This window comes from Streptomyces gobitricini, from assembly GCF_039532985.1.
GTDB classification, from domain to species: domain Bacteria; phylum Actinomycetota; class Actinomycetes; order Streptomycetales; family Streptomycetaceae; genus Streptomyces; species Streptomyces gobitricini.
This window is the reverse complement of the sequence record NZ_BAAASR010000002.1, coordinates 571,631-593,104: the sequence shown is the minus strand read 5'-3', so window position 1 is coordinate 593,104 and position 21,474 is coordinate 571,631. Positions and strand designations below refer to the sequence as shown.

Genomic DNA, 21,474 nt, shown 5'->3' with positions numbered 1-21,474 from the left:
GGTGCTCCTTCCACGGGCCCCGGCGACGCCGTGGCCCTCCGGGCGGGTACGGGGACGCTCGGCCGCGGCGGCTGCGCCCGCTGATTGCGGCGGGCCTCCTGGCGGTGGCCCCCTCGCGGCAGGGCCGCTGGTGGCGGGGGCCCTTGGCGGCGGGGCTCCCGCCCCGCCTCGCGTCCGCGCGCCCCACGGGGGCGTCCGCCACTCCCGGCGGCGGGGCAGCCTCCCGGTCCGGCCCGGTCCGGGGAGCGCGCCCCGCGCCCTCGCGGGCGCGGTGGCTACCGGACCGGGCCGGCCGGTGCCCTCCCGCCGGGCGGCCCTACGGGCAGGCCGGGAACGGGGCCCGCGCCCGCGCCGCCGTCCGTGCCGGGGGCCGCGTTGTCGAGGGCCGCGCCGGAACCCGGCGTGCCGGGCGCCGCCCGCTCGCCGGTGCCTTGCGCGTCCTGCGTACCGCCCGCTCCCCGCGCCTCCCGCGTACCGGACGTTTCCCGGGTGCCGCCCGGCCGGCCGGGGCCCCGGTAACCGTCGTACCCGCCGGAGCCGTCGCCGCGGCCCCGGCCCGCCCCCACGCCCTCCGCGTCCCAGCCGTCCGGGTCCCCGGGCTCGCCCGAGCCCGTGGGATCCGGCTGCTCCAGCTCGTCCTCGGCGCCCTCCGCCAGCACCAGGTCGAAGTCGCGCACCTCGCTGTCCTCCAGCGCCGCCCGCGTGTACTCGGCCCAGATCTCCGCGGGCGCCCCGCCCCCGTTCACGCGCTCCATCCCCAGCGCCCCGTACAGGGGTTTCTGCGCCCCCGTGTCCGGGTCCTGCCCCATCACCGTGATGACGGTCGCCAGGTCCGGGGTGTAGCCGGCGAACCAGGCCGCCTTGTCGTCCTCAGCCGTCCCGGTCTTGCCGGCGGCGGGGCGCCCGGCCCCCTGGGCGGCGGTGCCGGTGCCGCCCTCGATGACGCCGCGCAGCATGGCCGTCGTCGTGTCGGCCGCCTCCCTGCTGATCACCTGCTCGCTCTTGGCGGTGGGCAGGGCCAGCTCGGTGCCGTCCTTCTCGATCTTCTCGACCAGCGCGTACGCGCCGTGCTTGCCGTGGTTGGCGAGGGTCGCGTACGCCTCCGCCATGTCGAGCACGCTCGCGGTGGCGGGGCCGAGCGCGATGGAGGGGGAGGGGTTGAGGTCGGGCGTGTCGGCGGGCAGGCCCAGGTCGATGGCGGTCTGTTCCACCTTCGCGGGGCCCACGTCGACGGCGAGCTGCGCGTACACGGCGTTGACGGACTTGTCGGTGGCGGTACGGACGGTGATGGGACCGTAGTCCACGTCGTCCTCGTTGGCCGGGGCGTACGGACTGCCGCTCCAGCCCTGGACCGGTCGCTTGTTGGTGCCGTCGTAGCGGGTGTTGGGGGTGATGCGTTCGCCGTCCTGGGTGACGGAGGCGTTGTGGACGGCGGAGGCGAACACGAACGGCTTGAAGGTGGAGCCGACCTGGTAGTCGCGGCGGGTGGCGTTGTTGACGAACTGGCGGGTGTAGTCGACGCCGCCGTACATGGCGACCACCTTGCTGGTGGCCGGGTCGATGGACACGCCGCCGACCCGTACGTAGCGGTCCGTCTCGTTGCCGTCGTCGAGCCGCGACATGATCTGCTCGTCGACGGCTGCGGCGAGTGACTCCTGCTTGTGCTGCTGCAGGGTCGTGGTGATGCGGAAGCCGCCCTGGGCCAGGGTCTTCTCGTCGATGACGTCGTGGTCGGTGAGGTAGTTCTCGACCGCCTGGACGATGTAGCCGCGCTGGCCGGACAGTCCGGTCGTGGCCGTCGCCTCCTCGGGTTCGGGGAAGGTGGTGGCGGCACGGGCGGCGGGGCTGAGCCACTTCTCCGTGACCATGGCGTCCAGGACGTAGTTCCAGCGCCCGACCGCCTTGGCGCGGTTCTCGGGGCGGCCGTCGACGTCGTAGGCGCTGGGGGCGTTCAGCAGCACGGCGAGGTAGGCGCCCTGAGCGGTGGTCAGGTCCTGGGCGTCCCTGCCGTAGTAGGCGCGGGCGGCGGCCTGGATCCCGTAGGCGTTGCGGCCGTAGAAGCTGGTGTTGAGGTAGCCCTGGAAGATGTCGTTCTTGGTCTTCTCCCGGTCGAGCTTGATCGAGATGAAGAACTCCTTCACCTTCCGGACGAGGGTCCGCTCCTGGCCCAGGTAGTAGTTCTTGACGTACTGCTGGGTGATGGTGGAGCCGCCCTGGGTGCCCTTCCCGGTGAGGGTGTTCCAGGCGGCGCGGAGCATCGCCTCGGGATCGACGCCGGGCTGGGAGTAGAAGTCGCGGTCCTCGGCGGCGAGTACGGCGTGCCGGACCGCGGCGGGCACCTGGGAGAGCCGCACGTTCTCGCGGTTGACGTCCCCCTTCTGGGCGAGCGGGGTGCCGTCGTCGTACAGGAACACGTTGGACTGGGCCGTGGCGGCGGCGTTGGCGGGCGGGATGCCGACGAGGTGGTAACCGGCGAAGAAGCCGCCGATCAGGAGCAGGGCGGCGAGGAGGAAGGCGCCGAGGAACATCCGCCAGCTCGGGAGGAACCGCCGCGGGCCGGTGCGCTTCTTCTTCCCGGCGGGGCGGGCGGGGGCTTCGGGGGATGGCCCGGCGTCGGTCGGGTCGCGGGGCTCCCAGCCTGGCTGCGGTGGCTCGTCGCTCATGGTCTCCGGCCTGTTTAGTCGTGTATGGGATGATTTGTGCAGTCCCTTCATAGTGCACGGCACACCCGCCCAACCCCGGCAACGGCAGCCGAAAACCGCTCGCGGGTACGGACGCGGGCGGGCTAGGCTCCTCGGCTTCGGTCCGGTCCGGTGCGGTCCGGTCCGGTGCGGTGCGGTCCGGTGCGGTGCGGTGCGGTGCGGGACGCGGGGGAGGGAGCACGGGCATGCGGCTGTACGCGGCCGTGGCGGCGGGTGGGTTCCGGCGCTATGCGACGTACCGGGTGGCGACCGCCGCCGGGGTCTTCACCAACACCGTCTTCGGCTTCATCCTGGCGTACACCTATATGGCCCTGTGGGACGAGCGGCCCGGTCTCGGCGGTTATGACATGGCCGAGGCGCTCGCCTATGTGTGGATCGGACAGGCGCTGCTGGCGACCTGCGGACTCATGGGAGGTGGGTTCGAGGACGAGCTGATGGAGCGCATCAAGACGGGTGACATCGCCGTCGACCTCTACCGCCCGGCGGATCTCCAGTTGTGGTGGCTGTCGGTCTCCCTGGGCCGGTCCGCCTTCCAGCTGCTGGGCCGCGGGGTGGTGCCCATGGCGATCGGGGCGCTCGCCTTCGACATCGCCCTGCCCGAGCACCCGTTGACCTGGCTCGCCTTCCTGGTGTCGGTGGCGCTGGGCGTGGTGGTGAGCTTCGCGGTCTGGTTCCTGGTGGCGCTGAGCGCGTTCTGGCTGATGGACGGGGCGGGGGCGGTGCAGGTGGCCTGGCTGTCGGGGACGTTCTTCTCGGGGATGCTGCTGCCGCTGACCGTCTTCCCGGGGGCGCTGGGCGAGGTGGCGCGGCTGCTGCCGTGGGCGTCGCTGCTCCAGGTCCCGGCGGATGTGTTCCTGGAGAAGCGGACGGGGTGGGAGCTGACGGGGACGTACGCCTTCCAGGCCGGCTGGGCGGTGGTGCTGCTGGCGGCGGGGCGGGCCCTGCAGGCCGTTGCGGCCCGGAGAGTGGTGGTGCAGGGTGGCTGAGGTGGGCGCGGGGCTGCGCGCGTACGGGCTGATCGCCGCCATGTGGGTGCGGTCGACGATGACGTACCGCTTCTCCTTCGCGATGACGCTGCTGTCCAACTTCACGGCCACCGGCTTCGACTTCGTCGTCATCCTGCTGATGTTCGGTCAGGTGGACGGCCTGGGCGGCTTCTCGTTCACCGAGGTCGCCTTCCTGTACGGGACGACCGGCACGGCCTTCGGGCTGGCCGATCTGTCACTGGGCCAGGTCCAGCGGCTGGGGCGGCGGGTGCGGGACGGGACGCTGGACACGCTGCTGGTACGGCCGGTTCCGGTGCTGGCGCAGGTGGCGGCGGACCGGTTCGCGCTGCGGCGGGTGGGCCGGGTGATCCAGGGGCTGACCGTGCTGGTCTGGTCGCTGGTGCTGCTCGACGTGGCGTGGACGCCGCTGAAGGTGGCCCTGGTGCCCGTGATGGTGCTGAGCGGGTGGCTGATCTTCTCGGCGGTGATGGTGGTGGGCGCGGCGTTCCAGTTCTGGGCGCAGGACGGCTCGGAGGTCGCCAACGCGTTCACCTACGGCGGGAACACCCTGCTCCAGTACCCGCCTGTGATCTTCGCGCAGGACCTGGTGCGCGGGGTGGTGTACGTGGTGCCGCTGGCCTTCGTGAACTGGGTGCCGGCGATGTATGTGCTGGGGCGCGAGGCACCGGTGGGGCTGCCGGGGTGGGCGGCGTTCGTGTCGCCGGTGGTGGCGGTGGTGTTCTGGGCGGTGGCGGGGCTGGCGTGGCGGGTGGGTATTCGTTCGTACCGGAGCACGGGGAGCTGAGCGCGTACATGAGCGACTTCATCGAACTGGACGGCGTCGAGAAGGTCTTCGACGTACGCCGCAAGGCCGGCCGCTTCCGGCGCGAGAGGCGCCAGGTCCGGGCGGTCGACGGCATCAGCTTCCGGGTGCCGCGCGGCGAGATGGTGGGCTACATCGGCCCCAACGGCGCCGGGAAGTCCACCACCATCAAGATGCTGACGGGCATCCTCACCCCCAGCGGCGGCCGGCTGAGGGTCGCGGGCATCGACCCCTCCCGGGAGCGCACCCGGCTGGCCCGGCGCATCGGCGTGGTGTTCGGGCAGCGCACGACGCTCTGGTGGGACCTGCCGCTGCGCGACTCCTACCGCCTGGTCCACCGCATGTACCGGATCCCGGACGCCCGCTTCCGCGAGAACCTGGAGCGGTGCGTCGAGCTGCTCGACCTCGCCGAGCTGCTGGAGGTGCCGGTCCGTCAGCTGTCACTGGGCCAGCGGATGCGCGGCGACATCGCGGCGGCGCTGCTGCACGACCCGGAGGTCCTCTACCTGGACGAGCCGACCATCGGACTGGACGTCATCTCCAAGGCGAAGGTGCGGAGCTTCCTGCGGGACCTGAACGCCGAACGCGGCACCACGGTCCTCCTCACCACGCACGACCTGACCGACATCGAGCAGCTGTGCAAGCGCGTGATGGTCATCGACCACGGCCGGCTGATGTACGACGGGCCCCTCGGCGGTCTGCACGAGGTGGGCGAGAGCGAGCGGACGCTCGTGGTGGACCTGGAGCGGGAACATCCCCCCATCACCGCCGACGGCGCCCGGGTGGTGAGGGTCGACGGGCCGCGCCAGTGGCTGGCGTTCCCCGCCGCCCGGTCGGCGGCGCCGCTGGTGGCCCGGATCGCGGCGGACTACCCGCTGGTGGACCTGTCGGTGCGGGAGCCGGACATCGAGACCGTCATCGCCACGATGTACGCGGAGCGATCGGCGGGCCTCTGACGGTGCCCCCGCTAGGCTGTTCGTATGACGAGCGAACTGCCCGAGATGCGGGCCTCGGACGCCGAGCGCGAGCGCGTGGCGGAGCGGCTGCGGGACGCGGTCGCGGAGGGCCGCCTCGACATGGCCGAGTTCCAGGAGCGCCTCGACCTCGCCTACCAGGCACGTACGTACGGAGAGCTGGTCCCGCTCGTGCGTGACCTGCCCGAGATGGTGGCCCCCGCCGGGGCGGTGGAGGACGGCGGCTGGCGCGCCCGGATCGGGAGGCCCGCCACCTCCAAGGGCGCCTTCGCGTTCTGGAGCGGCTTCGGGCGGCGCGGCAAGTGGTGCGTCGCGCGCGACTTCACGGCCGTCGTGCTCCAGGGCGGCGGCGACATCGACCTGCGCGAGGCGGACTTCGAGGACCGGGAGATCGTCATCCGCTGCTTCGCCGTCATGGGCGGCATCCAGGTGGTCGTCCCGCCCGACCTGCACGTCGAGGTGACCGGCTTCGGCTTCATGGGCGGCTTCGACGACCGCGGCGCCGGCGGCGGCACGCCCGGCTCACCCCGCGTGCGGGTCACCGGCTTCGCCCTGATGGGCGGAGTGGACGTCAGACGCAAGGAGCGCAAGGCGGCTCGCAAACAGCTGCGGAAGTGATCTTCCGGAGCTCCGGGGAACTCGCCGTGCGGCTGAGGAGTACCTGAGATAGGGACAGTAGGTACGCATGCGCGCGGACGGGTGGAGCCGGATGAACCATACGAAGACCTCGCTGGTCGCCTTCTCGTACACGGCCGCCGACGAGGAGAAGCGCCGCGGCGTGCGTCGGATGAAGGCCACCGCGACCGCCCTGCTGCTCCTTGTGGCCCTGATCTACGTGCTGGCCACCTGGGCGGAGAGCTCCGGCGTGACCGGCTGGCCCGGCTATGTGGCGGCGGCCGCCGAGGCCGGCATGGTCGGCGCGCTGGCGGACTGGTTCGCCGTCACGGCGCTGTTCCGCCGCCCCATGGGGCTGCCCATCCCGCACACGGCGATCATCCCCACCAAGAAGGACCAGCTGGGTACCGCGCTGGGCTCCTTCGTGGGCGAGAACTTCCTCAACGAGGGCGTCGTACGCGCCCGGCTCCACGCCCTCGGCATCGGCGGCCGCCTCGGCGCCTGGCTCGCCGAACCCGCGCACGCCGACCGGGTGACCGCCGAGCTGTCCACGGCGCTGCGCGGCGCGCTCACGGTGCTGCGCGACGCCGACGTCCAGGCCGTGGTGGGCGAGGCCGTCACCCGCCGCGCCGAGGCGGCGGAGATCGCCCCCGCGCTCGGCAAGACCCTGCAGCGGATCGTCACCGACGGGGCGCACCACGGGGCGGTCGACCTGATCTGCGGCCGCGCCCACGACTGGCTCGTCCTGCACTCCGACTCGATCATGGACGCGGTGCAGGGCGGCGCACCCGGCTGGACACCGCGCTTCGTGGACCGGAAGGTCGGCGAACGCGTCTACAAGGAGCTGCTGCGGTTCGTCACCGAGATGCGCGACATGCCCGCCCACCCGGCGCGCGGCGCGCTCGACCGGTTCCTGACGGACTTCTCGGCCGACCTCCAGGGCGACACGGACACCCGGGCACGGGTGGAGCGCCTCAAGTCGGACCTGGTGGCCCGGCCGGAGGTGCAGGACATCATCGCCTCCGCCTGGGCCTCCGTACGCGCCATGATCATCTCGGCGGCCGAGGACGAGCGCAGCGAACTCCGCCTCCGCGCCCGCGCCTCCCTGCTCTCGCTGGGCACCCGGCTGGCCACCGACCCCCGGCTCCAGGCCAAGGTGGAGGGCTGGGTCGAGGACGCGGCGGTGTACGTCGTCACCACGTACCGCGCCGAGATCACCTCGCTCATCAGCGACACGGTCGCGGGCTGGGACGCCGACCAGACGTCCAAGAAGATCGAGGCCCACATCGGCCGGGACCTCCAGTTCATCCGCATCAACGGCACGGTCGTCGGCGCGCTGGCCGGCCTGGTGATCTACACGGTCTCCCACGCCCTGGGCGGCTGACCCCGCCGGCGCGTGCCGGGCGGGGGACCGGCCCCTGCCCGACCGGTCACCCGCCCGGCCACTGTGGGGAGGTGCCGTCTTATACGTACGCCGTCACGCGGGCGTTCAACGGCTCCTCCGGCCGACCGCCCACGACGCCGCCGCCATCCCCCCGGCCACCGAGAACACCGCCGGCCATGCCCCGACCTTCTTGGCCAGCGGATGCGACCCCGCGAAGGCCGCCACGTACGCCGCCGTCAGCACCGCGGCCGCCTTTCCCCCGCTCCGCCGCTGCCACTCCCGTGCCGCCACGGCGCCCGCCGCCGCCAGAGCCACCCCGCCGAGGGGCCGCTTCTTCGTCCACCGCGCCACGGCATACCCCCCGACGAGCCCGCTCGCCGCCACCGCCGTCGCCGGAACCCTCGCCATGTCCGTCACCCTGCCTTCCGCCGTCCACCTGTTCGTGCCTTGACCCGAGGCTAACGCGGAGGACGAGGACGCCCACGGCGGGCCCGGACGATCACCGCCGCGCTCAGCACCAGCGCGGCGCCCACCACCAGACCGCTGTGGGCGCGGTCGGACAGGGACCGCGCCACGCCGCCGGGCAGCAGGAGCGTCCCGCCCGTCACGAGCAGGGCCGCGCCGGCGGAGCACAGCGCGCCGACCAGCAACCAGCGCAGCCGTCGCGCCGCCCGGGAGGAGGTGAGGAGGCGTCGAACCATGATCTGATCCACCTGTCACTCGGTGAGGTAGGGGCATGCCCCGTCATGGTGGGCCGCACCGAGCGCTCCGGCCCGTCGACACGTCCCGTGCGGCGCGGCGCGGGGCCGGGTGCGGAGCAGGCACCCGTACGCATGGGTGACGCGTACCGGTGGCGCGTACGAGGCGACGCGTACCGGCGGTGCGTACCGGTGGCGCGTAGGAGGCGACGCGCCGGATGCCCCGTACCCGGTCCGGCCGACCGCACGGTGACCGTCGGATGACGACACGGAACCGCCCAGAGCGGTGCAGGACCCTTCCTGCCACCATCACGTAACGGCCCGGGCGCCCGCGGATGGGACCCGCCTCCCACGGGCACGAACCGCGCATGCCGATCCCCGTCCCGCCGCAGCTCCTCGCCTCCGACCCGCTCGTCGTCGCCCAGGACGCCGTCGCCACCGTCCACCAGTTGATGGACCTGGGCTGCGCGTCCTCCGTGGTCGCCGCCCTCAGCCGCCCGCCCGGCCCCTGGCGCCGCCTCCTGCCCCGGGTGGTCGCCCTGCAGACCACCCCGCCCACCCCGCGGCAGCGCCTGCGCGGAGCCCTCCTGTACGCGGGCCCCGACACCCTCCTCACCGGCCCGGCCGCCCTCGCTCTGTACGGCGTGGCCTCCCTGCCCACCACCCCGAAGGCCGACGTCCTGGTCCCCCACCGCGCCGGCCCGCGCGGCCACGCCTACGTCCGCGTCCACCCCACCGTCCGCCCCGCGCGCCGCGTCCCGGTCGAGGGGCTGGCCTGCGCGCCGCTGCCGCGAGCGGTCATGGACACGGTCCCGTACCTCGAAACCGAGGCCGCGGCCACCGCCCTGCTCACGGAGATCACCGAACGGGGCCTGTGCCACCCCGACGAACTGGCGGCGGAGGCCGCGCAACTGCCAAGCGGCCCGTGGGCGCTCGCGCTCCTAAGCGGTGTGGCAGACCGCTGAAGTGCCCCTGCTCAGACCTCGATGGAGCGCCCGCTCTCCTGAGACCACCCGAGGAAGACACGCCACGCCTCACCCGACACCGCCACGGACGGGCCACCTCGGCCCTTGGAGTCACGCACGAGCATCCCGTGACCGGTGCGTGCGCACTCCACGCACTCGCCCCCGGAGCCATTGCTGTACGAGGACGTGAACCACCGCGAGTCTGCTGTGGTTATCGGGTGAGAACTGCTCATCTCGCGTATTCCTTCACCACGGACTTGATCAACTGGGCGGAGTGCCGAGGGCTCGCCGCTGCGGCCCTCAGCTTGTCGAACGCTCGTGCGTACTCACGCACATCGTCCTCCCCCTCCAGGTAGATGGCATCGGTGATGCCGTCCCGGTACACGATGTCCGGGTCTTCGGGATCGGGAAAGCCCAACATGGTGAAGGAACCCGTCGCGGGATACGAACCGGCGTTGAACGGCAGCACTTGAAGCGTCACGGTGGGCAGCTCCATGGAGTCCAGCATCCGTTCCAACTGCTCCCGCATCAATGCCTCGTCACCGATGACGTTGCGCAGGGTGCTCTCGTGCACGATGAACCAGGCGTCCGGAGCGTCCGGACGGGCGAGCATCGCCTGGCGCTCCATCCGTACCCGCACGGCCCGCTCGACGTCCTCGGCCGACAGCTGATTGGTCGCGTGATGCAGTTCGGCGGCGTAGGCGAAGGTCTGCATCAGGCCGGGCAGAAACTCGCACTGGTACTGCCGGAACGTGGAGATGTCCTGCTCCAGCCCGATGTAGACGGAGAACCACGACGGCACGCCGGTGCCGGGGACCTGCCACCATCCGCGAGTCTTGGCCTGCCGGGCCAGCGTCTTCAGGAACTCGCGCAGTTCGTCGTCGGTCTTGTAGAACCGGCACAGGGCGTCGACGTCCGACGGCTGCACACGCCCCTGGCCCGTCTCCATACGGTTGACCTTGGATCCGCTCCAGTCCAGCGCCTCACCCACCTGCGCGCAGGTGAACCCGTGGCCCTCGCGGAGCTTCTTCAGCTCGATGGACAGGCGGCGACGCCGAGCTGTGGGGGACCCTGCCATCTCAACCCTCTTCTCCGTAGCCGGCGTTCAGTCTGGGCGCCAGACCGCCCCGTTGCCAATCACTCATTGGTGGGAATCCCTCGGTGCACATTGCAGGACGGGATGGGTAGGGCCTCATCCTGGTCACTGTGACGCACCGCCTGCTGTGTGCGGAGGCGCGCTGTGAAAGGGGCCGGACATGATTCACCAAGCCTGCATGTCGAGGAAGCCGTGGGAGTTGCCCTTCTTGGCCGAGCCACAGGAGACGGCTGGGATTCGGAACGTCATCAGAACCCACTTGCGAGCGTGGGGACTTGGCGAGCAAGTGGAAGCGGCACAGCTGTGTGCCAGCGAGCTGGTCGCGAATGTGATCAACCACGTCGGCGTCGGCACGCCCACCACGCTGGCGGTGTCCATGAGTGGCACATACCTGCGCATCGAGGTACACGACCCCGACACCCGGGCGCTGCCCACCCTCCTCCAGGCCGGCCCGGACTCCGAGGGTGGTCGAGGAATGGCGCTCGTGGACGCCGTGGCCGATCGTTGGGGCGTGCAACTCCGTGCTGACCGCAAGGTGACCTGGTGCGAGATCGCGACCGGGCTCATGTCCGCGGATGGACACAGTGGTGGCCCTCGGGTAACCCGGGCCGAGGCGATGCTTGCCCTGTACGAAGCAGCCAGGCTGCCTCGGGCGGCTACTCCCAGCCTGCTGAGTGTGGCCATGGCGGAGGAGGTGGCCATCGACGTGATCGCCGATCTCCTCCACTGGCTACGGGCCCACGGCCGCGACGCTGACGAGGTGTTGGACCAGGCGCAGACGCACTTCGAGGCTGAGACCGAGACCGAGGTCTACGCCTAACTCGCAGCGATCGCCGCGTAGCTGTACACGTCGGCCGGGATCTGATGCTGGAGCCGCCACGTGACGGCCATCGGCTTGCTGCCTTTGTGCTCCACGTACGTGGCCGGTCCGAGCAGCATCCACGGCTGGGCTCCGCCTATGTCCGTGCTTTTGTAGCGGCGGACGAAGAGGAGCACATGGCTACCGTCGGCGGCGTGACGTTGGTAGCGCAGGCCGGTAGGTGACGTGTCGGAAGTTTGGTTCTGTGACTCCCAGTGGAAGAGCGACTCGCTCAAGGCATAGTCGTGATAGCGCGTCTGTGGGGAGAAGTCCTTTTCATCCTTCTCTAGGGTGATGAGCAGCGCGTCGGTCTTGATGGAGTCGCACCACTTCACGCCCTCACGGAAGTCGCCTGGCATAAATCCGCCAATGAAGGATTGGCCAAGAGCAGGCAGGATCTCCTCGCGACTGTACGACGCATGCACAGTCAACGGGAGAGCGGCGTGATCACCCGCGAGCGAGATGGGGAGGTGCTCTGTGCGTGTCGAGTTGTACGCCAGAACCTGTCGCAGTTCCTTCCGGAAGGCATGCTGATCCCGGAGGGCGGTGAAACCCTCGTCGTAGGTCGCGAAGCCCTTACGGGTGATTCCGCCCAGCGGCCACAGCTGGAAGAACAGCATGCGGGCGTACGCCTGCCCCAGTGCGTCAAGTTCGCCGAACTGTGGTGCGTCGTCTTCAAGGAGGCGGGTGTAGGCAGCGACTCGGATTGGGTCGTCGACGTGTAGGAACGACGGTACGCGCCTGAGCAGTGCGGCCTCCCCCTCCGGGGCGTCAGACTTCAGCAATCCGGCCCGCCGGAGCAGCCCGGTCCAAGAGTTCCCGTCACCCCGGTAGAGCTCCTTGAGCTCGCGGCCGCTCTCTGTGAGGTAGTGGCTGAGCTCGGGGATGGCGTAGTCGGCCACCTCCCGGGCCAGCGCGGTGACGTTGACGCCGATCTGTTCTTTGATGTTCGCGATGATCGTCTTCTTGGCCTTCTCCTCCAGGAGGATCTGACATCCGGATGGCAACTGGGGGAAGTCGTGCTCGATGTTGGCCAAGAGCCGTTTACGCGTGAGATTCGTCAGCGCCCGGAATTGGTTCTCGAATCGGAACTCTTTGCGGTGCTGGCCGATGAAGTCCAGTACCGTCAGCACGGCCTTGTCCTCGCTGCGCCGCAGGCCACGCCCTAGTTGCTGGAGGAAGACGGTGGCGCTGGAGGTAGGGCGCAGGAGAAGCAAGGTGTCCACGTCTGGGATGTCGAGCCCTTCATTGAAGAGATCGACCGAGAAGATCACTTGAAGGGTGCCGGCCCTGAGGTCAGCCAAGGCTTGGTTGCGCTGCTCCGCGGGTGTCTCACCGGATAGTGCGGCAGCGTTCAGGCCGGCGGCGCGGAAGAACTCAGCCATGAAGTGTGCGTGGGCGACGGTCACACAGAAGCCGAGAGCCCGCATCGTGGACGGATTGGCGACCTTCTCCCTCACGGCCTTCACGACGAGTCGTGCGCGGGCGTGGTTACCGGTGAACACGTTACCGAGGTCGGTCGCGTCGTAACCTCCACGCTTCCATCGCAGGGTGCTTAGGTCCGTGTTGTCGGTTATGCCGAAGTAGTGGAAGGGGCTTAGGAGGTCGTTCTCCAGGGCTTCCCAGAGGCGCATCTCAGCGGCGATATACCCATCGAAGAACTCGTCCTGGATATTCTTACCGTCCATCCGCTCTGGGGTGGCCGTCAGGCCGAGCAGCTCGCTCGGCTCGAAATGATCGATGATCTTTCGGTATGTGGGTGACGTGCCGTGGTGGAACTCATCAATCACGATCACGTCAAAATGGTCGCGCGCTAGTTGGTCGAGAGCTCGGGTGCTCAGGGATTGTACGCTGGCGAACACGTGCGTCCAGCGCTTTGGGATATCACCGCTATGCAGGTGCTCTCCAAAGTTCGCATCAGTTAGCACGTCTTGATACGTCCGCATGGACTGTTGCAAGATTTCCCGCCGATGTGCGACGAAGAGCAGCCGAAGGTCCCGCCCGTGCCGCTTACGGAGCTGCTTGTAGTCGAGGGCGGCCATCACCGTCTTTCCCGTCCCCGTCGCGGCTACGAGGAGATTGTGGTGACGGCCGTGAACAGTCCTCTCCACCTCGAGACGCTCCAGCATGTCGCGCTGGTGGGGGTACGGCCGTACCTCCAGACCGGAGAGCGTGATGTGACGGGACGAGGAGGCCGGCGAGGGACCACCCGCGATGGTGAGAGCCTCATCGAGGCGGCTCCCGTCCCGCTCTGGGTCGTACGACTCGAAGGACGGGTCACTCCAGTACGCGTCAAAGGTGCCCTCGAACTTTCGGAGGACGTCTGGCGTTGCCACGGATGAGAGGCGGACATTCCACTCCACTCCGTCCAGCAGCGCCGCTTTGGAAAGGTTCGAGCTACCCACGTACGCCGTGTCGTACCCGGTGTCCCGGCGGAACAGCCAGGCTTTGGCGTGGAGGCGGGTGGAGCGAGTCTCGTAGTTGACCTTCACCTCCGCGCCGAACTCCTCGACCAGCCGGTCGAGCGCTCGTCGTTCCGTCGCACCGATGTATGTGGTCGTGATGACCCGTATCGGCACCCCCCGCTCAACGGCGGTCTTGAGGGACTGCTCGATGATGCGCAGTCCATGCCACTTCACGAAGGCGCAGAGAAGGTCGACGCGGTCGGCGGTGGCGATCTCGGAGCGGAGTTCGAAGCCAAGGTTCGGGTCATCGGGCGCGTTGGTGATGAGCGCGGTGTCCGAGAGGGGGGTCGCTGGACGAATCGCGTACACACCGGGAGCTTCCTGCCTGGCAAGCGCGAGCAGTTCGCGTGGTCCGTCAGCCACCAGATCCACCCACTCCCGAGCACCCTCCAGTGTGCTGATGGACTCCAGGATGTGGTTCGCGGCGTGGACCCGCTCTTCGGCGGGGAGGCCGTGAAGTACGCGACGCACCGTCTCGGCGACGTGCCTCGCCAGAACGTGAGGGACCGACTCCGACCCAATGGCGTCACTGATCTGATGCCAGCCCTGTTCGGTGATCTCTGTCAGCCGCTGCTGGAGGCGCATGGTGATGAGCTGCTCGTACAGCCCCGCTGGCAGGGCGGATGAATCGCTGCCGATCTGAGGCATGGCTCGCTCCCGGTGTACGTGATCGTTGGGGTTCGTTCTACCAAGGGCCGCCGACAGCGCGGTTCCTTACGGTTGGATCAAGCCTCAAGACATGGTTGAAGCGATCAGAAGTTGACAATTGGGTGGCTCAAGATGATCGATTCGAGCTAGTTTCTGTGAATGTCTCTTCGTGACCTGCTGATACGTGTCGCCAGGACCTATGAACCCGATGGCATGGCGACCAGCGAGCTGCCTGGGCACGCTCTGCTATGGGCGGTGGAAGATCGAACGGACCTTCCTTGGCCCACGGGGTGCTTCGCGATCGGCTACGGAGGCCAGGGCAAGGCGAGTTTGACCCCCTGGATCGGCGTCTTCGACCGGACTATCAATGGGAACCCGCATGATGGCCTCTACGTCGCCTACATCTTCGACTACCCCCGTACCACCGTCACCCTGACGCTGCAACAGGGTGTGACCAAGCTCAGCAAGACGTACGGGAAGGGCGGCAAGCTTCACCGCTATCTAACGGCCCAGGCGAAGACGCTGCGAGGAGCGCTGCGGCCGGAGCTGGCCGAGCAGTGGCGGGACTCGATGGATCTGCTCGTCGGCCCACAACACTGGCGCCCACGCTCGTACGAGAAGTCCAATGTGGCAGCCCGACGGTACCGGGTGGAGGACCTGCCGACGGATGAAGCGCTGGCCAGTGACCTGGAGGAGGCTGTGCAACTCCTCAGGGACGCCGCCGCGGTGGATCGGTTCTGGCTCCAGGCGCCGAAGGGCGACGACCCCGTCTTCGAGTACCCAGACCGTGAGCATGGCGAAGACCCGATGAGCGGGTTCCGGGCCAAGAGCAGCGAAAGTTACTACGTCGACGTCCAGGGCGGCAGGCAAGAACGAACCAAGGAACACGAGGCACTACTGCTGCGGTTCGCCCAGCATGCCGTCGCCTGCGGGTACATCCCGATCACCGAGGGAATGCACCCGCGCGACGTCGTCCTACGCCACCCCCGTTCTCCTCACCGGGAGTGGCTGGTTGAGGGCAAGACGGTGCAGCCTGGGAAGGAGTACCGAGCCGTACGTGAAGCCGTGGGCCAGTTGTACGAGTATCGGTACTTCTACTACGAGAAGAAGGAGCGGCAAGCTCCGCATCTCGTAGCCCTTTTCACCCATGACATCGGGGACTACGCCGACTACCTGGCCACGCTCGGCATCGTGGCCATGTGGGAGCACCCCGGTGGCTGGGGCGGCTCCCAGCAAGCCATCGACCTGCGGCTGGCCGACTGAAGTCGCGAAGCGGGCTTAGCCGTTGTCGCAGCCGACGCCGTCGTTGTCGCGGTCGAGGTGGCGGGCGTAGCCGGGGTCGCCTCGGTGGACGGGGGCGGCGCCGGCGGCGCGGGCGGCGGAGCAGTTGGCGTAGTAGACGCTGCCACCGCCGGTGTCCGCATCGTCGTTGGCCGAGTCGTCGTTGGCCGCAGCCGGGGCGGCCTGGCGGGTGACCGTAGCCGTGGCCGTGATGGTTTCGGTGACCGTGACCGTGACCGCCGGGGCCGGGGCCGGGGCGGCGGCGGCGGTCGCGGTGGCTGTGGCGGTGGCTGTGGCGGTCACGGTGACGGCCGGGGCGGCTTTGGCCACGGGCTTGGGGGCGTCCTCGGAGCCGAGCGCCCCGCAGCCCGTGCCGATCGTCAGGAGCAGCAGGCCGCCCGCCCAGACGCGCTTCATGCGGTACAGGGGGCGGGCGGCGGACGGCTGCTGGTACGCGTTGCTCACGGGCACACGTCTCCCTCACACAGGGACTGGGACTGTGTGGGGGAACAGGGCGCCAGTCGACGGCAGTAGTCAATCGTGAAAATACTGCACGGGTCAGGTGAAGAGGAGGGGAACGATCCAATTCCCGGACGGTCAGATACGCGCGGTCCCGTGGCACTCCCCGTACGCCGTGCCCGAGCCGCACCAGCACGGGGCCGTGCGGGCCGGGGGCCAGGGAGTGGCGCGGCCGCGGGCGGCGAGGGTGGTGGCGTACTGGGGGAGGAGCGAGGCGTTGGAGGGGGCGGTCGACTCCGAGGCGGCGAAGGCCTCGTAGGAGGGGACCGTGCCCTGGACGATGCCCAGGTTCGGGGTGCCCGCGGAGGCGAGTTCGCGCAGGGAGGCCTCCAGGTCGGTGAGGTGGGCCTCGTGCGTGGGGTACTCCGACTCCAGCTCCGGATAGGCCGCGAGCAGCTCGGTCAGCTCGTCGGCCGGCCAGAGCAGGACCGCGACCGGGAAGGGGCGGGAGAGGGCCGTGCGGTAGGAGCCGAGCTCGCTGCGCAGGCGGGTGATCTCCGCCTGGAGCTCGGCCGGGTCGGAGGAGCCGAGGGACCACAGGCGCTTCGGGTCGTGCAGCTCGTCCAGCGGGACGGAGCCGGTGTGGAGGCGGTCCGCCAGGACGTCCCAGTCGTCGTGGCGCAGCCCCAGCAGGCGGCGCACGCGGTGCCGGCCCATGAGGAGCGACTGGGCCGGGTACGGGACCTCGTCGTCGGGTGAGGGGACGAGGGCCGTCACCGCCGCGGTGAAGGCCGCCTCGGAGGGCTCCAGCTCGTCGTGGGCCTCCAGCGTCTCCGCGACGATCTCCCACGCGGCGGCGTCCGACGGGGGCGTCGCGCGGATACCGTCGATGATGATCCGGGCCTCGGCCTCGTGGCCGTACTCCCACAGGTTGGCCGCCTTCAGGGCCTTGACCAGCTGCGGGTGCTCCGGGGGCGGTGTCGCGGCCAGGAGGTCGTCGTACAGCGTCGTCGCGCGCGTGCGGGCGCCGGCCAGCTCCAGATGGGCGGCCGCCCGGAGGAGCAGCGGTTCGCGGTCCTCGGGGTACTGCGCCGCGGTGCGCAGCAGACGCTCGGCTTCGGTGATGTGATCGGCAGGCGTGTCGGGGCGCATGGGGGACACCGTACTGCCGTGCGGCGGGTCCGGTGGGGTCACGGGTCGGCACCCATTGTGCCGTCGTACGCGAGCCGAACCGGGGGTGGTGCGGCGGTGGTGGGGCCGGTGACGCGTGGTGGTCTCTGGCCGTGCGGCTGCTCCTCGCCGTCCGCCGGCTCCGGTGGGCCCCAGCAGGCCCGTTCCGGCACAGCGGCGGGCCCACGCGCCGGAACGGTGCCGGACCGGCGGGGCGGCCGGGAGGCAGCCCCCGCCCGGAAGTCCGGTGGCGCTTCCCGGCGGCCGCCGAGCACCGGAAGCCGCCGGAGCCCCCCGGCGCCGCCCGCCGGCAACCGCGTCACCCCGCCGTACGGCAGGAACCCGCGTAGGCCGACCGTCATGCCCGCGCGGGCCCCGCCGCGACGACACCCCCGAGTACAGTTCTGCCTACCGGCTCGTCCCGTGGGGCAACCCCGTTCGACGCGGCCGCGTCAGCAGGGGAGGAGGGGGGCGAGCATGAACGGTCTTGTCGCGCGGCTGGCGCGCTGTGGTCTGCTCGGCTTCCTGCTGTTCCTCTTCTCCGAGGGCCTGTACGCCGAGGGCGGCGCCCTCTCCGCGGCCGTGGCGCTCGCCGCCGTCGGCTCCAGGCTCGTCGCGTGCGCGGTCGTCGCCGCGCGCTGCGCGCCCGCCGTACCGCCGACACGGGTCCGCACGGCCATCCGCGACCGCGAGCAACGCACGGCGTTCCTGCCCCAGCGCGATCCCGACGCCTCCGGGCGCCGGCGACCCCGAGCGCCCGGCCGTCTCCTTCCGACGGCCGCGTAGGGGCCCGCACGACTCCGGGTACGCCCCGTGCCCCGGGCACGCCCCGTACCCGGAGCACGCCCGGTACGCCCGGTACTCCCGGTACTCCCGGTGCTCCCGGTGGTGCTCCAGGGGTTCCTCTCTGCGCGGTTCCGTCATGCCGAGATCCAGTCTTCCGGTACGACGAGACCCTCGGAGGGTTCCTTCCCATGTCCGTTTTCGCCTCGCTGGTCGAGCAGCTCGCCGGCCTGCTCCAACCTCTGTTCCACGGCTCGGCCACCGCCGCCGCCATCGTCGTGTTCACCCTGTGCGTACGGCTCGCCGTGCACCCGCTGTCCCGGGCCGCCGCACGCGGGCAGAAGGCGCGTACGCGGCTGGCGCCGCAGGTCGCGAAGTTGCGCGAGAAGCACGGCGAGGACCCCGAGCGACTGCGGCGGGCCGTGCTGGAGCTGCACGCCGAGGAGAAGGTGTCACCGCTGGCCGGCTGCCTGCCGAGCCTGCTGCAGGCACCCGCCTTCTTGCTGATGTACCACCTGTTCTCGGGCGGGACGATGGAGGGGCACTCCCTGCTCGCCGCGCCCCTCGTCGGGCGCTGGACGGACGCCCTGGCGGACGGTGGCGTCTTCGGGGCCGCCGGGCTGGTGTACGTGGCGCTGTTCGTGATCGTCGCCGCCGTCGCCACGTACACCTACCGGCGTACGAAGGGGCAGATGGCGGAGATGGGCGACGGCATGGCGGGGGGCCTGGGCGCCGGCGTGGGCAAGGTGGTGCCGCTGCTGTCCTTCGCCACCCTCGTCACCGTCGCCGTCGTGCCGCTCGCCGCCGCGCTCTATGTGGTCACGAGCACGGCGTGGACCGCCGCCGAGCGCGCGTACCTGTACCGCGAGCCGTCCACGGTGTGAACGGGGTCTTGCGGGGTGATCCGATGTCTTGGAGGATCGACCAATCCTCCGATGGCCGCACTCCATCGGCCGGGGCCTACCTCGACCACAAGGAGAAGACCATGAAGCTGCTGCGCGTCGGTACGGCGGGCGCCGAGCGCCCCGCGCTGCTCGACCAGGACGGCACCCTGCGTGACCTGTCCGCGATCGTTCCGGACATCGACGGGGGCCTGCTCTCCGACGCGTCCGCGCTCGACCGGGTCCGGGCCGCGGCCGGCGCCGGTGTGCTGCCCGCGCTGGACCCGACGGGGCTGCGGATAGGCCCCCCGGTCGGGCGGATAGGCAAGGTCGTGTGCATCGGGCTGAACTACCACGGCCACGCCGCCGAGACGGGCCAGGCGACCCCCACCGAGCCGGTCGTCTTCCTCAAGGCGGCCGACACGGTCGTCGGGCCGGACGACACCGTGCTCGTACCGCGCCGCAGCCGCAAGACCGACTGGGAGGTCGAGCTCGCGGTAGTCATCGGACGTACCGCCCGCTATGTGGACACCGCCGAGGCCGCGCTGACGCACGTCGCCGGGTACGCGGTCGCCCACGACGTCTCCGAGCGCGAGTTCCAGATCGAGCGCGGCGGCACCTGGGACAAGGGCAAGAACTGCGAGACGTTCAACCCGCTGGGCCCCTGGCTCGTGACGGCCGACGAGGTGCCGGACCCGCAGGCACTGTCGCTGAAGCTCTGGGTCAACGGCGAGCTGAAGCAGGACGGCTCCACGTCCGACCAGATCTTCCCTGTGGGAGAGGTGGTCCGGTACGTCAGCCAGTTCATGACCCTGCACCCCGGCGACGTCATCAACACCGGTACGCCGGCGGGCGTGGCCATGGGACAGCCGGAGCCGAAACCGTTCCTGCGCGCCGGGGACGTCGTCGAGCTGGAGGTCGAGGGCCTCGGGAGGCAGCGGCAGGAGCTCAAGGACGCCTGACGCCTCCCGGCGCCGGGGGAAGGCGGGCCACCCCCCGGGGGAAAGGGGCGGCCCGCCGGCTCATGCGGTGGCGACGAGGCGCTCCAGGGCCTCCACCACCAGTGCGTGGTCCTCCAGCTGCGGCAGGCCCGAGACGGTGACCGAGCCGATGACGCCCGCGCCCGTGACCGTGATCGGGAACGAACCGCCGTGCGCCGCGTAGACGTCCGGGTCCAGGCGGGAATCGGTGTCGAAGGACTTGCCCTTGGCGCGGAACCGGGTGCCGACCAGCAGGGAGCTCTCGGCGTACCGCTCGACGACCCGGCGCTTGCGGTCGATCCAGGCGTCGTTGTCCGCGCTCGAACCGGGCAGTGCGGCGTGGAAGAGCTGCTGGCCGCCGCGCCGGATGTCGACGGCCACCGGGGCGTTCCGCTCGCGGGCCAGGCCGACCAGCAGGGTGCCGAGCGTCCAGGCGTCGTCGTACGTGAAGCGGGGGAGGGCGAGGCGGATCTGCTGCTCCTCCAGCTCCGCGACGGCGGGGGCGGTGGGCGCGGGCGGCGAGACGGTCTCGGGGCTGTCGGGGCTGTCGGGGCTCTTGGGGCTCTCGGTGGTCGCGGGGGTCTTGGCGGTCTCGGTGGTCCTGGCGGTCACAGGGTCACCGCCACACCGTCGCGGGCCGAGCGGCGCGCCGCCTCCAGGACGTCCAGCGCCGCCGCCGCCTCCCGGGCGGTGACCGGTGGGGGCGTGCCGTCGCGCAGGGCGGTGGCGATCAAGGCGTAGTAGGCCGGGTAGTCACCCGGGAGGGACGGCACCGGGGTGCCGCCGCCCGTCAGCGGCGACTCGCCGGCGCCGAGCGCACCCCACATGCCCTCCGGCTCGACGCCCCACCCGGGGCCGGGGCGCTCGCCCTCGCGGAGGGCGGCCTCCTGCGGGTCCAGGCCGTACTTGACGTACCCGGCCCGCGAGCCCAGCACCCGGAAGCGGGGGCCCAGCTGGGCGGCGGTGGCGCTGACGTACAGGTGGGAGCGGACGCCCCCGGCGTGCGTGATCGCGATGAACGTGTCGTCGTCGGCCTCGGCGCCCTCACGGCGTACGTCGGCCTCGGCGTACACCCGCGTGGCGGGGCCGAACAGCACCAGCGCCTGGTCGACGACGTGGCTGCCCAGGTCGTACAGCAGCCCGCCGAACTCCTCCGGCGCGCCCGACTCGCGCCATCCGCCCTTGAGCCGCGGCCGCCAGCGCTCGAAGCGGGACTCGAAGCGCTGTACGTCGCCGAGCTCGCCGCGCTCGATCAGCGAGCGGAGGGTGCGGAAGTCGTTGTCCCAGCGGCGGTTCTGGAAGACGGAGAGGAGCAGGCCGCGCTCCTCCGCGAGAGCGGCGAGGCCGCGAGCCTCCGCCGCCGTCCCGGCGACCGGCTTGTCGACGACGACCGGCAGACCGGCGTCGAGCGCGGCGGTCGCGAGCGGCACATGCGTCTTGTTGGGGGAGGCGATCACGATCAGGTCCAGCTCGCCGGCCCGGGCCCACAGCTCGTCCGGGGAGGCGGCGCAACGGACGTCCGGGAACGCGTCGCGGGCCTGCTGCTGCCGCTCCGGGTCGGAGGTGACGACCGTGTCGAGGACCAAGCCCTCGGTCGCGGCGATCAGCGGGGCGTGGAAGGCGGAGCCCGCCAGGCCGTAGCCGACGAGTCCGACGCGCAGCGATCCAGTCATGCCCGCCACTTAAGCAACGCTGTTGCCAAAGT

Annotated in this window: 21 protein-coding genes; 11 read left to right on the top strand and 10 right to left on the bottom strand. The window is 70.7% G+C overall.

The genetic code is table 11. The annotated features are described in order from the left end of the window. Positions 1-275: 275 nt before the first annotated feature. The gene (locus ABD347_RS03550; RefSeq protein WP_344356168.1) at positions 276-2,663 is read right to left on the bottom strand and encodes a transglycosylase domain-containing protein; all 2,388 of its coding nucleotides are present in this window, start codon (positions 2,661-2,663) and stop codon (positions 276-278) included. A gap of 224 nt (positions 2,664-2,887) precedes the next feature. Here ABD347_RS03550 and ABD347_RS03545 point away from each other — a divergent pair, with 224 nt between their 5' ends. From ABD347_RS03545 to ABD347_RS03525, 5 genes are all read left to right on the top strand, one after another. Further along, complete coding sequence (locus ABD347_RS03545) at positions 2,888-3,688, top strand: ABC transporter permease (RefSeq protein ID WP_344356165.1); 801 nt, start codon at positions 2,888-2,890, stop codon at positions 3,686-3,688. A 40-nt stretch (positions 3,689-3,728) separates the two neighbouring features. Next, positions 3,729-4,493: an ABC transporter permease gene (locus ABD347_RS03540; RefSeq protein WP_344356379.1), complete on the top strand. Its 765-nt coding sequence runs from the start codon at positions 3,729-3,731 to the stop codon at positions 4,491-4,493. Between the two features lie 8 nt (positions 4,494-4,501). Continuing rightward, entirely contained in the window at positions 4,502-5,467 is a 966-nt protein-coding gene (locus tag ABD347_RS03535) for an ABC transporter ATP-binding protein (RefSeq protein WP_344356162.1), read from the top strand. A gap of 24 nt (positions 5,468-5,491) precedes the next feature. Then, positions 5,492-6,103, top strand: a complete 612-nt coding sequence (locus ABD347_RS03530) for a DUF1707 SHOCT-like domain-containing protein (protein WP_344356160.1) — start codon at positions 5,492-5,494, stop codon at positions 6,101-6,103. A 91-nt stretch (positions 6,104-6,194) separates the two neighbouring features. Further along, positions 6,195-7,484: a DUF445 domain-containing protein gene (locus ABD347_RS03525; RefSeq protein ID WP_344356157.1), complete on the top strand. Its 1,290-nt coding sequence runs from the start codon at positions 6,195-6,197 to the stop codon at positions 7,482-7,484. 105 nt (positions 7,485-7,589) lie between these two features. Here the strand turns inward: ABD347_RS03525 and ABD347_RS03520 are convergent, their stop codons facing one another. Both ABD347_RS03520 and ABD347_RS03515 read right to left on the bottom strand, forming a co-directional pair. Continuing rightward, on the bottom strand, positions 7,590-7,892 hold the full coding sequence (locus ABD347_RS03520) for a hypothetical protein (RefSeq protein ID WP_344356154.1): 303 nt from the start codon (positions 7,890-7,892) through the stop codon (positions 7,590-7,592). A 50-nt stretch (positions 7,893-7,942) separates the two neighbouring features. Beyond that, positions 7,943-8,185, bottom strand: a complete 243-nt coding sequence (locus tag ABD347_RS03515) for a hypothetical protein (RefSeq protein ID WP_344356152.1) — start codon at positions 8,183-8,185, stop codon at positions 7,943-7,945. Between the two features lie 365 nt (positions 8,186-8,550). On the opposite strand from ABD347_RS03515, the gene ABD347_RS03510 reads away from it, so the two are divergent. Next, on the top strand, positions 8,551-9,147 hold the full coding sequence (locus tag ABD347_RS03510) for a hypothetical protein (RefSeq protein ID WP_344356149.1): 597 nt from the start codon (positions 8,551-8,553) through the stop codon (positions 9,145-9,147). Positions 9,148-9,158: 11 nt separating this feature from the next. Here the strand turns inward: ABD347_RS03510 and ABD347_RS03505 are convergent, their stop codons facing one another. Then, positions 9,159-9,380, bottom strand: coding sequence for a DUF397 domain-containing protein (locus ABD347_RS03505; protein WP_344356146.1), 222 nt, complete (start codon positions 9,378-9,380; stop codon positions 9,159-9,161). Continuing rightward, positions 9,377-10,225 carry a helix-turn-helix domain-containing protein gene (locus tag ABD347_RS03500; RefSeq protein WP_344356143.1) on the bottom strand — a complete coding sequence of 283 codons (849 nt, stop codon included), beginning with the start codon at positions 10,223-10,225 and terminating at the stop codon, positions 9,377-9,379. The genes ABD347_RS03505 and ABD347_RS03500 overlap by 4 nt, the downstream gene beginning before the upstream one ends. Positions 10,226-10,421: 196 nt before the next feature. On the opposite strand from ABD347_RS03500, the gene ABD347_RS03495 reads away from it, so the two are divergent. After that, entirely contained in the window at positions 10,422-11,063 is a 642-nt protein-coding gene (locus ABD347_RS03495) for an ATP-binding protein (RefSeq protein ID WP_344356140.1), read from the top strand. Here the strand turns inward: ABD347_RS03495 and ABD347_RS03490 are convergent. Continuing rightward, complete coding sequence (locus ABD347_RS03490) at positions 11,060-14,215, bottom strand: DEAD/DEAH box helicase (RefSeq protein WP_344356138.1); 3,156 nt, start codon at positions 14,213-14,215, stop codon at positions 11,060-11,062. The genes ABD347_RS03495 and ABD347_RS03490 overlap by 4 nt on opposite strands. Before the next feature lie 159 nt (positions 14,216-14,374). On the opposite strand from ABD347_RS03490, the gene ABD347_RS03485 reads away from it, so the two are divergent. Further along, entirely contained in the window at positions 14,375-15,478 is a 1,104-nt protein-coding gene (locus ABD347_RS03485; RefSeq protein WP_344356136.1) for an MrcB family domain-containing protein, read from the top strand. 15 nt (positions 15,479-15,493) lie between these two features. Here ABD347_RS03485 and ABD347_RS03480 read toward each other — a convergent pair whose 3' ends face one another. Both ABD347_RS03480 and ABD347_RS03475 read right to left on the bottom strand, forming a co-directional pair. Then, entirely contained in the window at positions 15,494-15,961 is a 468-nt protein-coding gene (locus tag ABD347_RS03480; RefSeq protein WP_425575562.1) for an excalibur calcium-binding domain-containing protein, read from the bottom strand. Positions 15,962-16,093: 132 nt separating this feature from the next. Continuing rightward, positions 16,094-17,107 (bottom strand): SEC-C metal-binding domain-containing protein, encoded by a 1,014-nt coding sequence (locus tag ABD347_RS03475; RefSeq protein WP_344356134.1) that lies wholly within the window; start codon positions 17,105-17,107, stop codon positions 16,094-16,096. Between the two features lie 495 nt (positions 17,108-17,602). Here ABD347_RS03475 and ABD347_RS03470 point away from each other — a divergent pair, with 495 nt between their 5' ends. The 3 genes from ABD347_RS03470 to ABD347_RS03460 all read left to right on the top strand — a co-directional run bounded on the left by ABD347_RS03470 (position 17,603) and on the right by ABD347_RS03460 (position 19,751). After that, on the top strand, positions 17,603-17,911 hold the full coding sequence (locus ABD347_RS03470) for a DUF6412 domain-containing protein (protein WP_344356132.1): 309 nt from the start codon (positions 17,603-17,605) through the stop codon (positions 17,909-17,911). Positions 17,912-18,099: 188 nt separating this feature from the next. Then, on the top strand, positions 18,100-18,792 hold the full coding sequence (locus ABD347_RS03465) for a YidC/Oxa1 family membrane protein insertase (RefSeq protein WP_344356129.1): 693 nt from the start codon (positions 18,100-18,102) through the stop codon (positions 18,790-18,792). Between the two features lie 101 nt (positions 18,793-18,893). After that, a complete protein-coding gene (locus ABD347_RS03460) occupies positions 18,894-19,751 on the top strand; it encodes a fumarylacetoacetate hydrolase family protein (protein WP_344356126.1) in 858 nt (285 codons plus the stop codon). Positions 19,752-19,811: 60 nt separating this feature from the next. Here ABD347_RS03460 and ABD347_RS03455 read toward each other — a convergent pair whose 3' ends face one another. Both ABD347_RS03455 and ABD347_RS03450 read right to left on the bottom strand, forming a co-directional pair. Next, positions 19,812-20,255 (bottom strand): heme-degrading domain-containing protein, encoded by a 444-nt coding sequence (locus tag ABD347_RS03455; RefSeq protein WP_344356375.1) that lies wholly within the window; start codon positions 20,253-20,255, stop codon positions 19,812-19,814. A gap of 122 nt (positions 20,256-20,377) precedes the next feature. After that, on the bottom strand, positions 20,378-21,442 hold the full coding sequence (locus ABD347_RS03450; RefSeq protein ID WP_344356125.1) for a Gfo/Idh/MocA family protein: 1,065 nt from the start codon (positions 21,440-21,442) through the stop codon (positions 20,378-20,380). Positions 21,443-21,474: the final 32 nt, after the last annotated feature.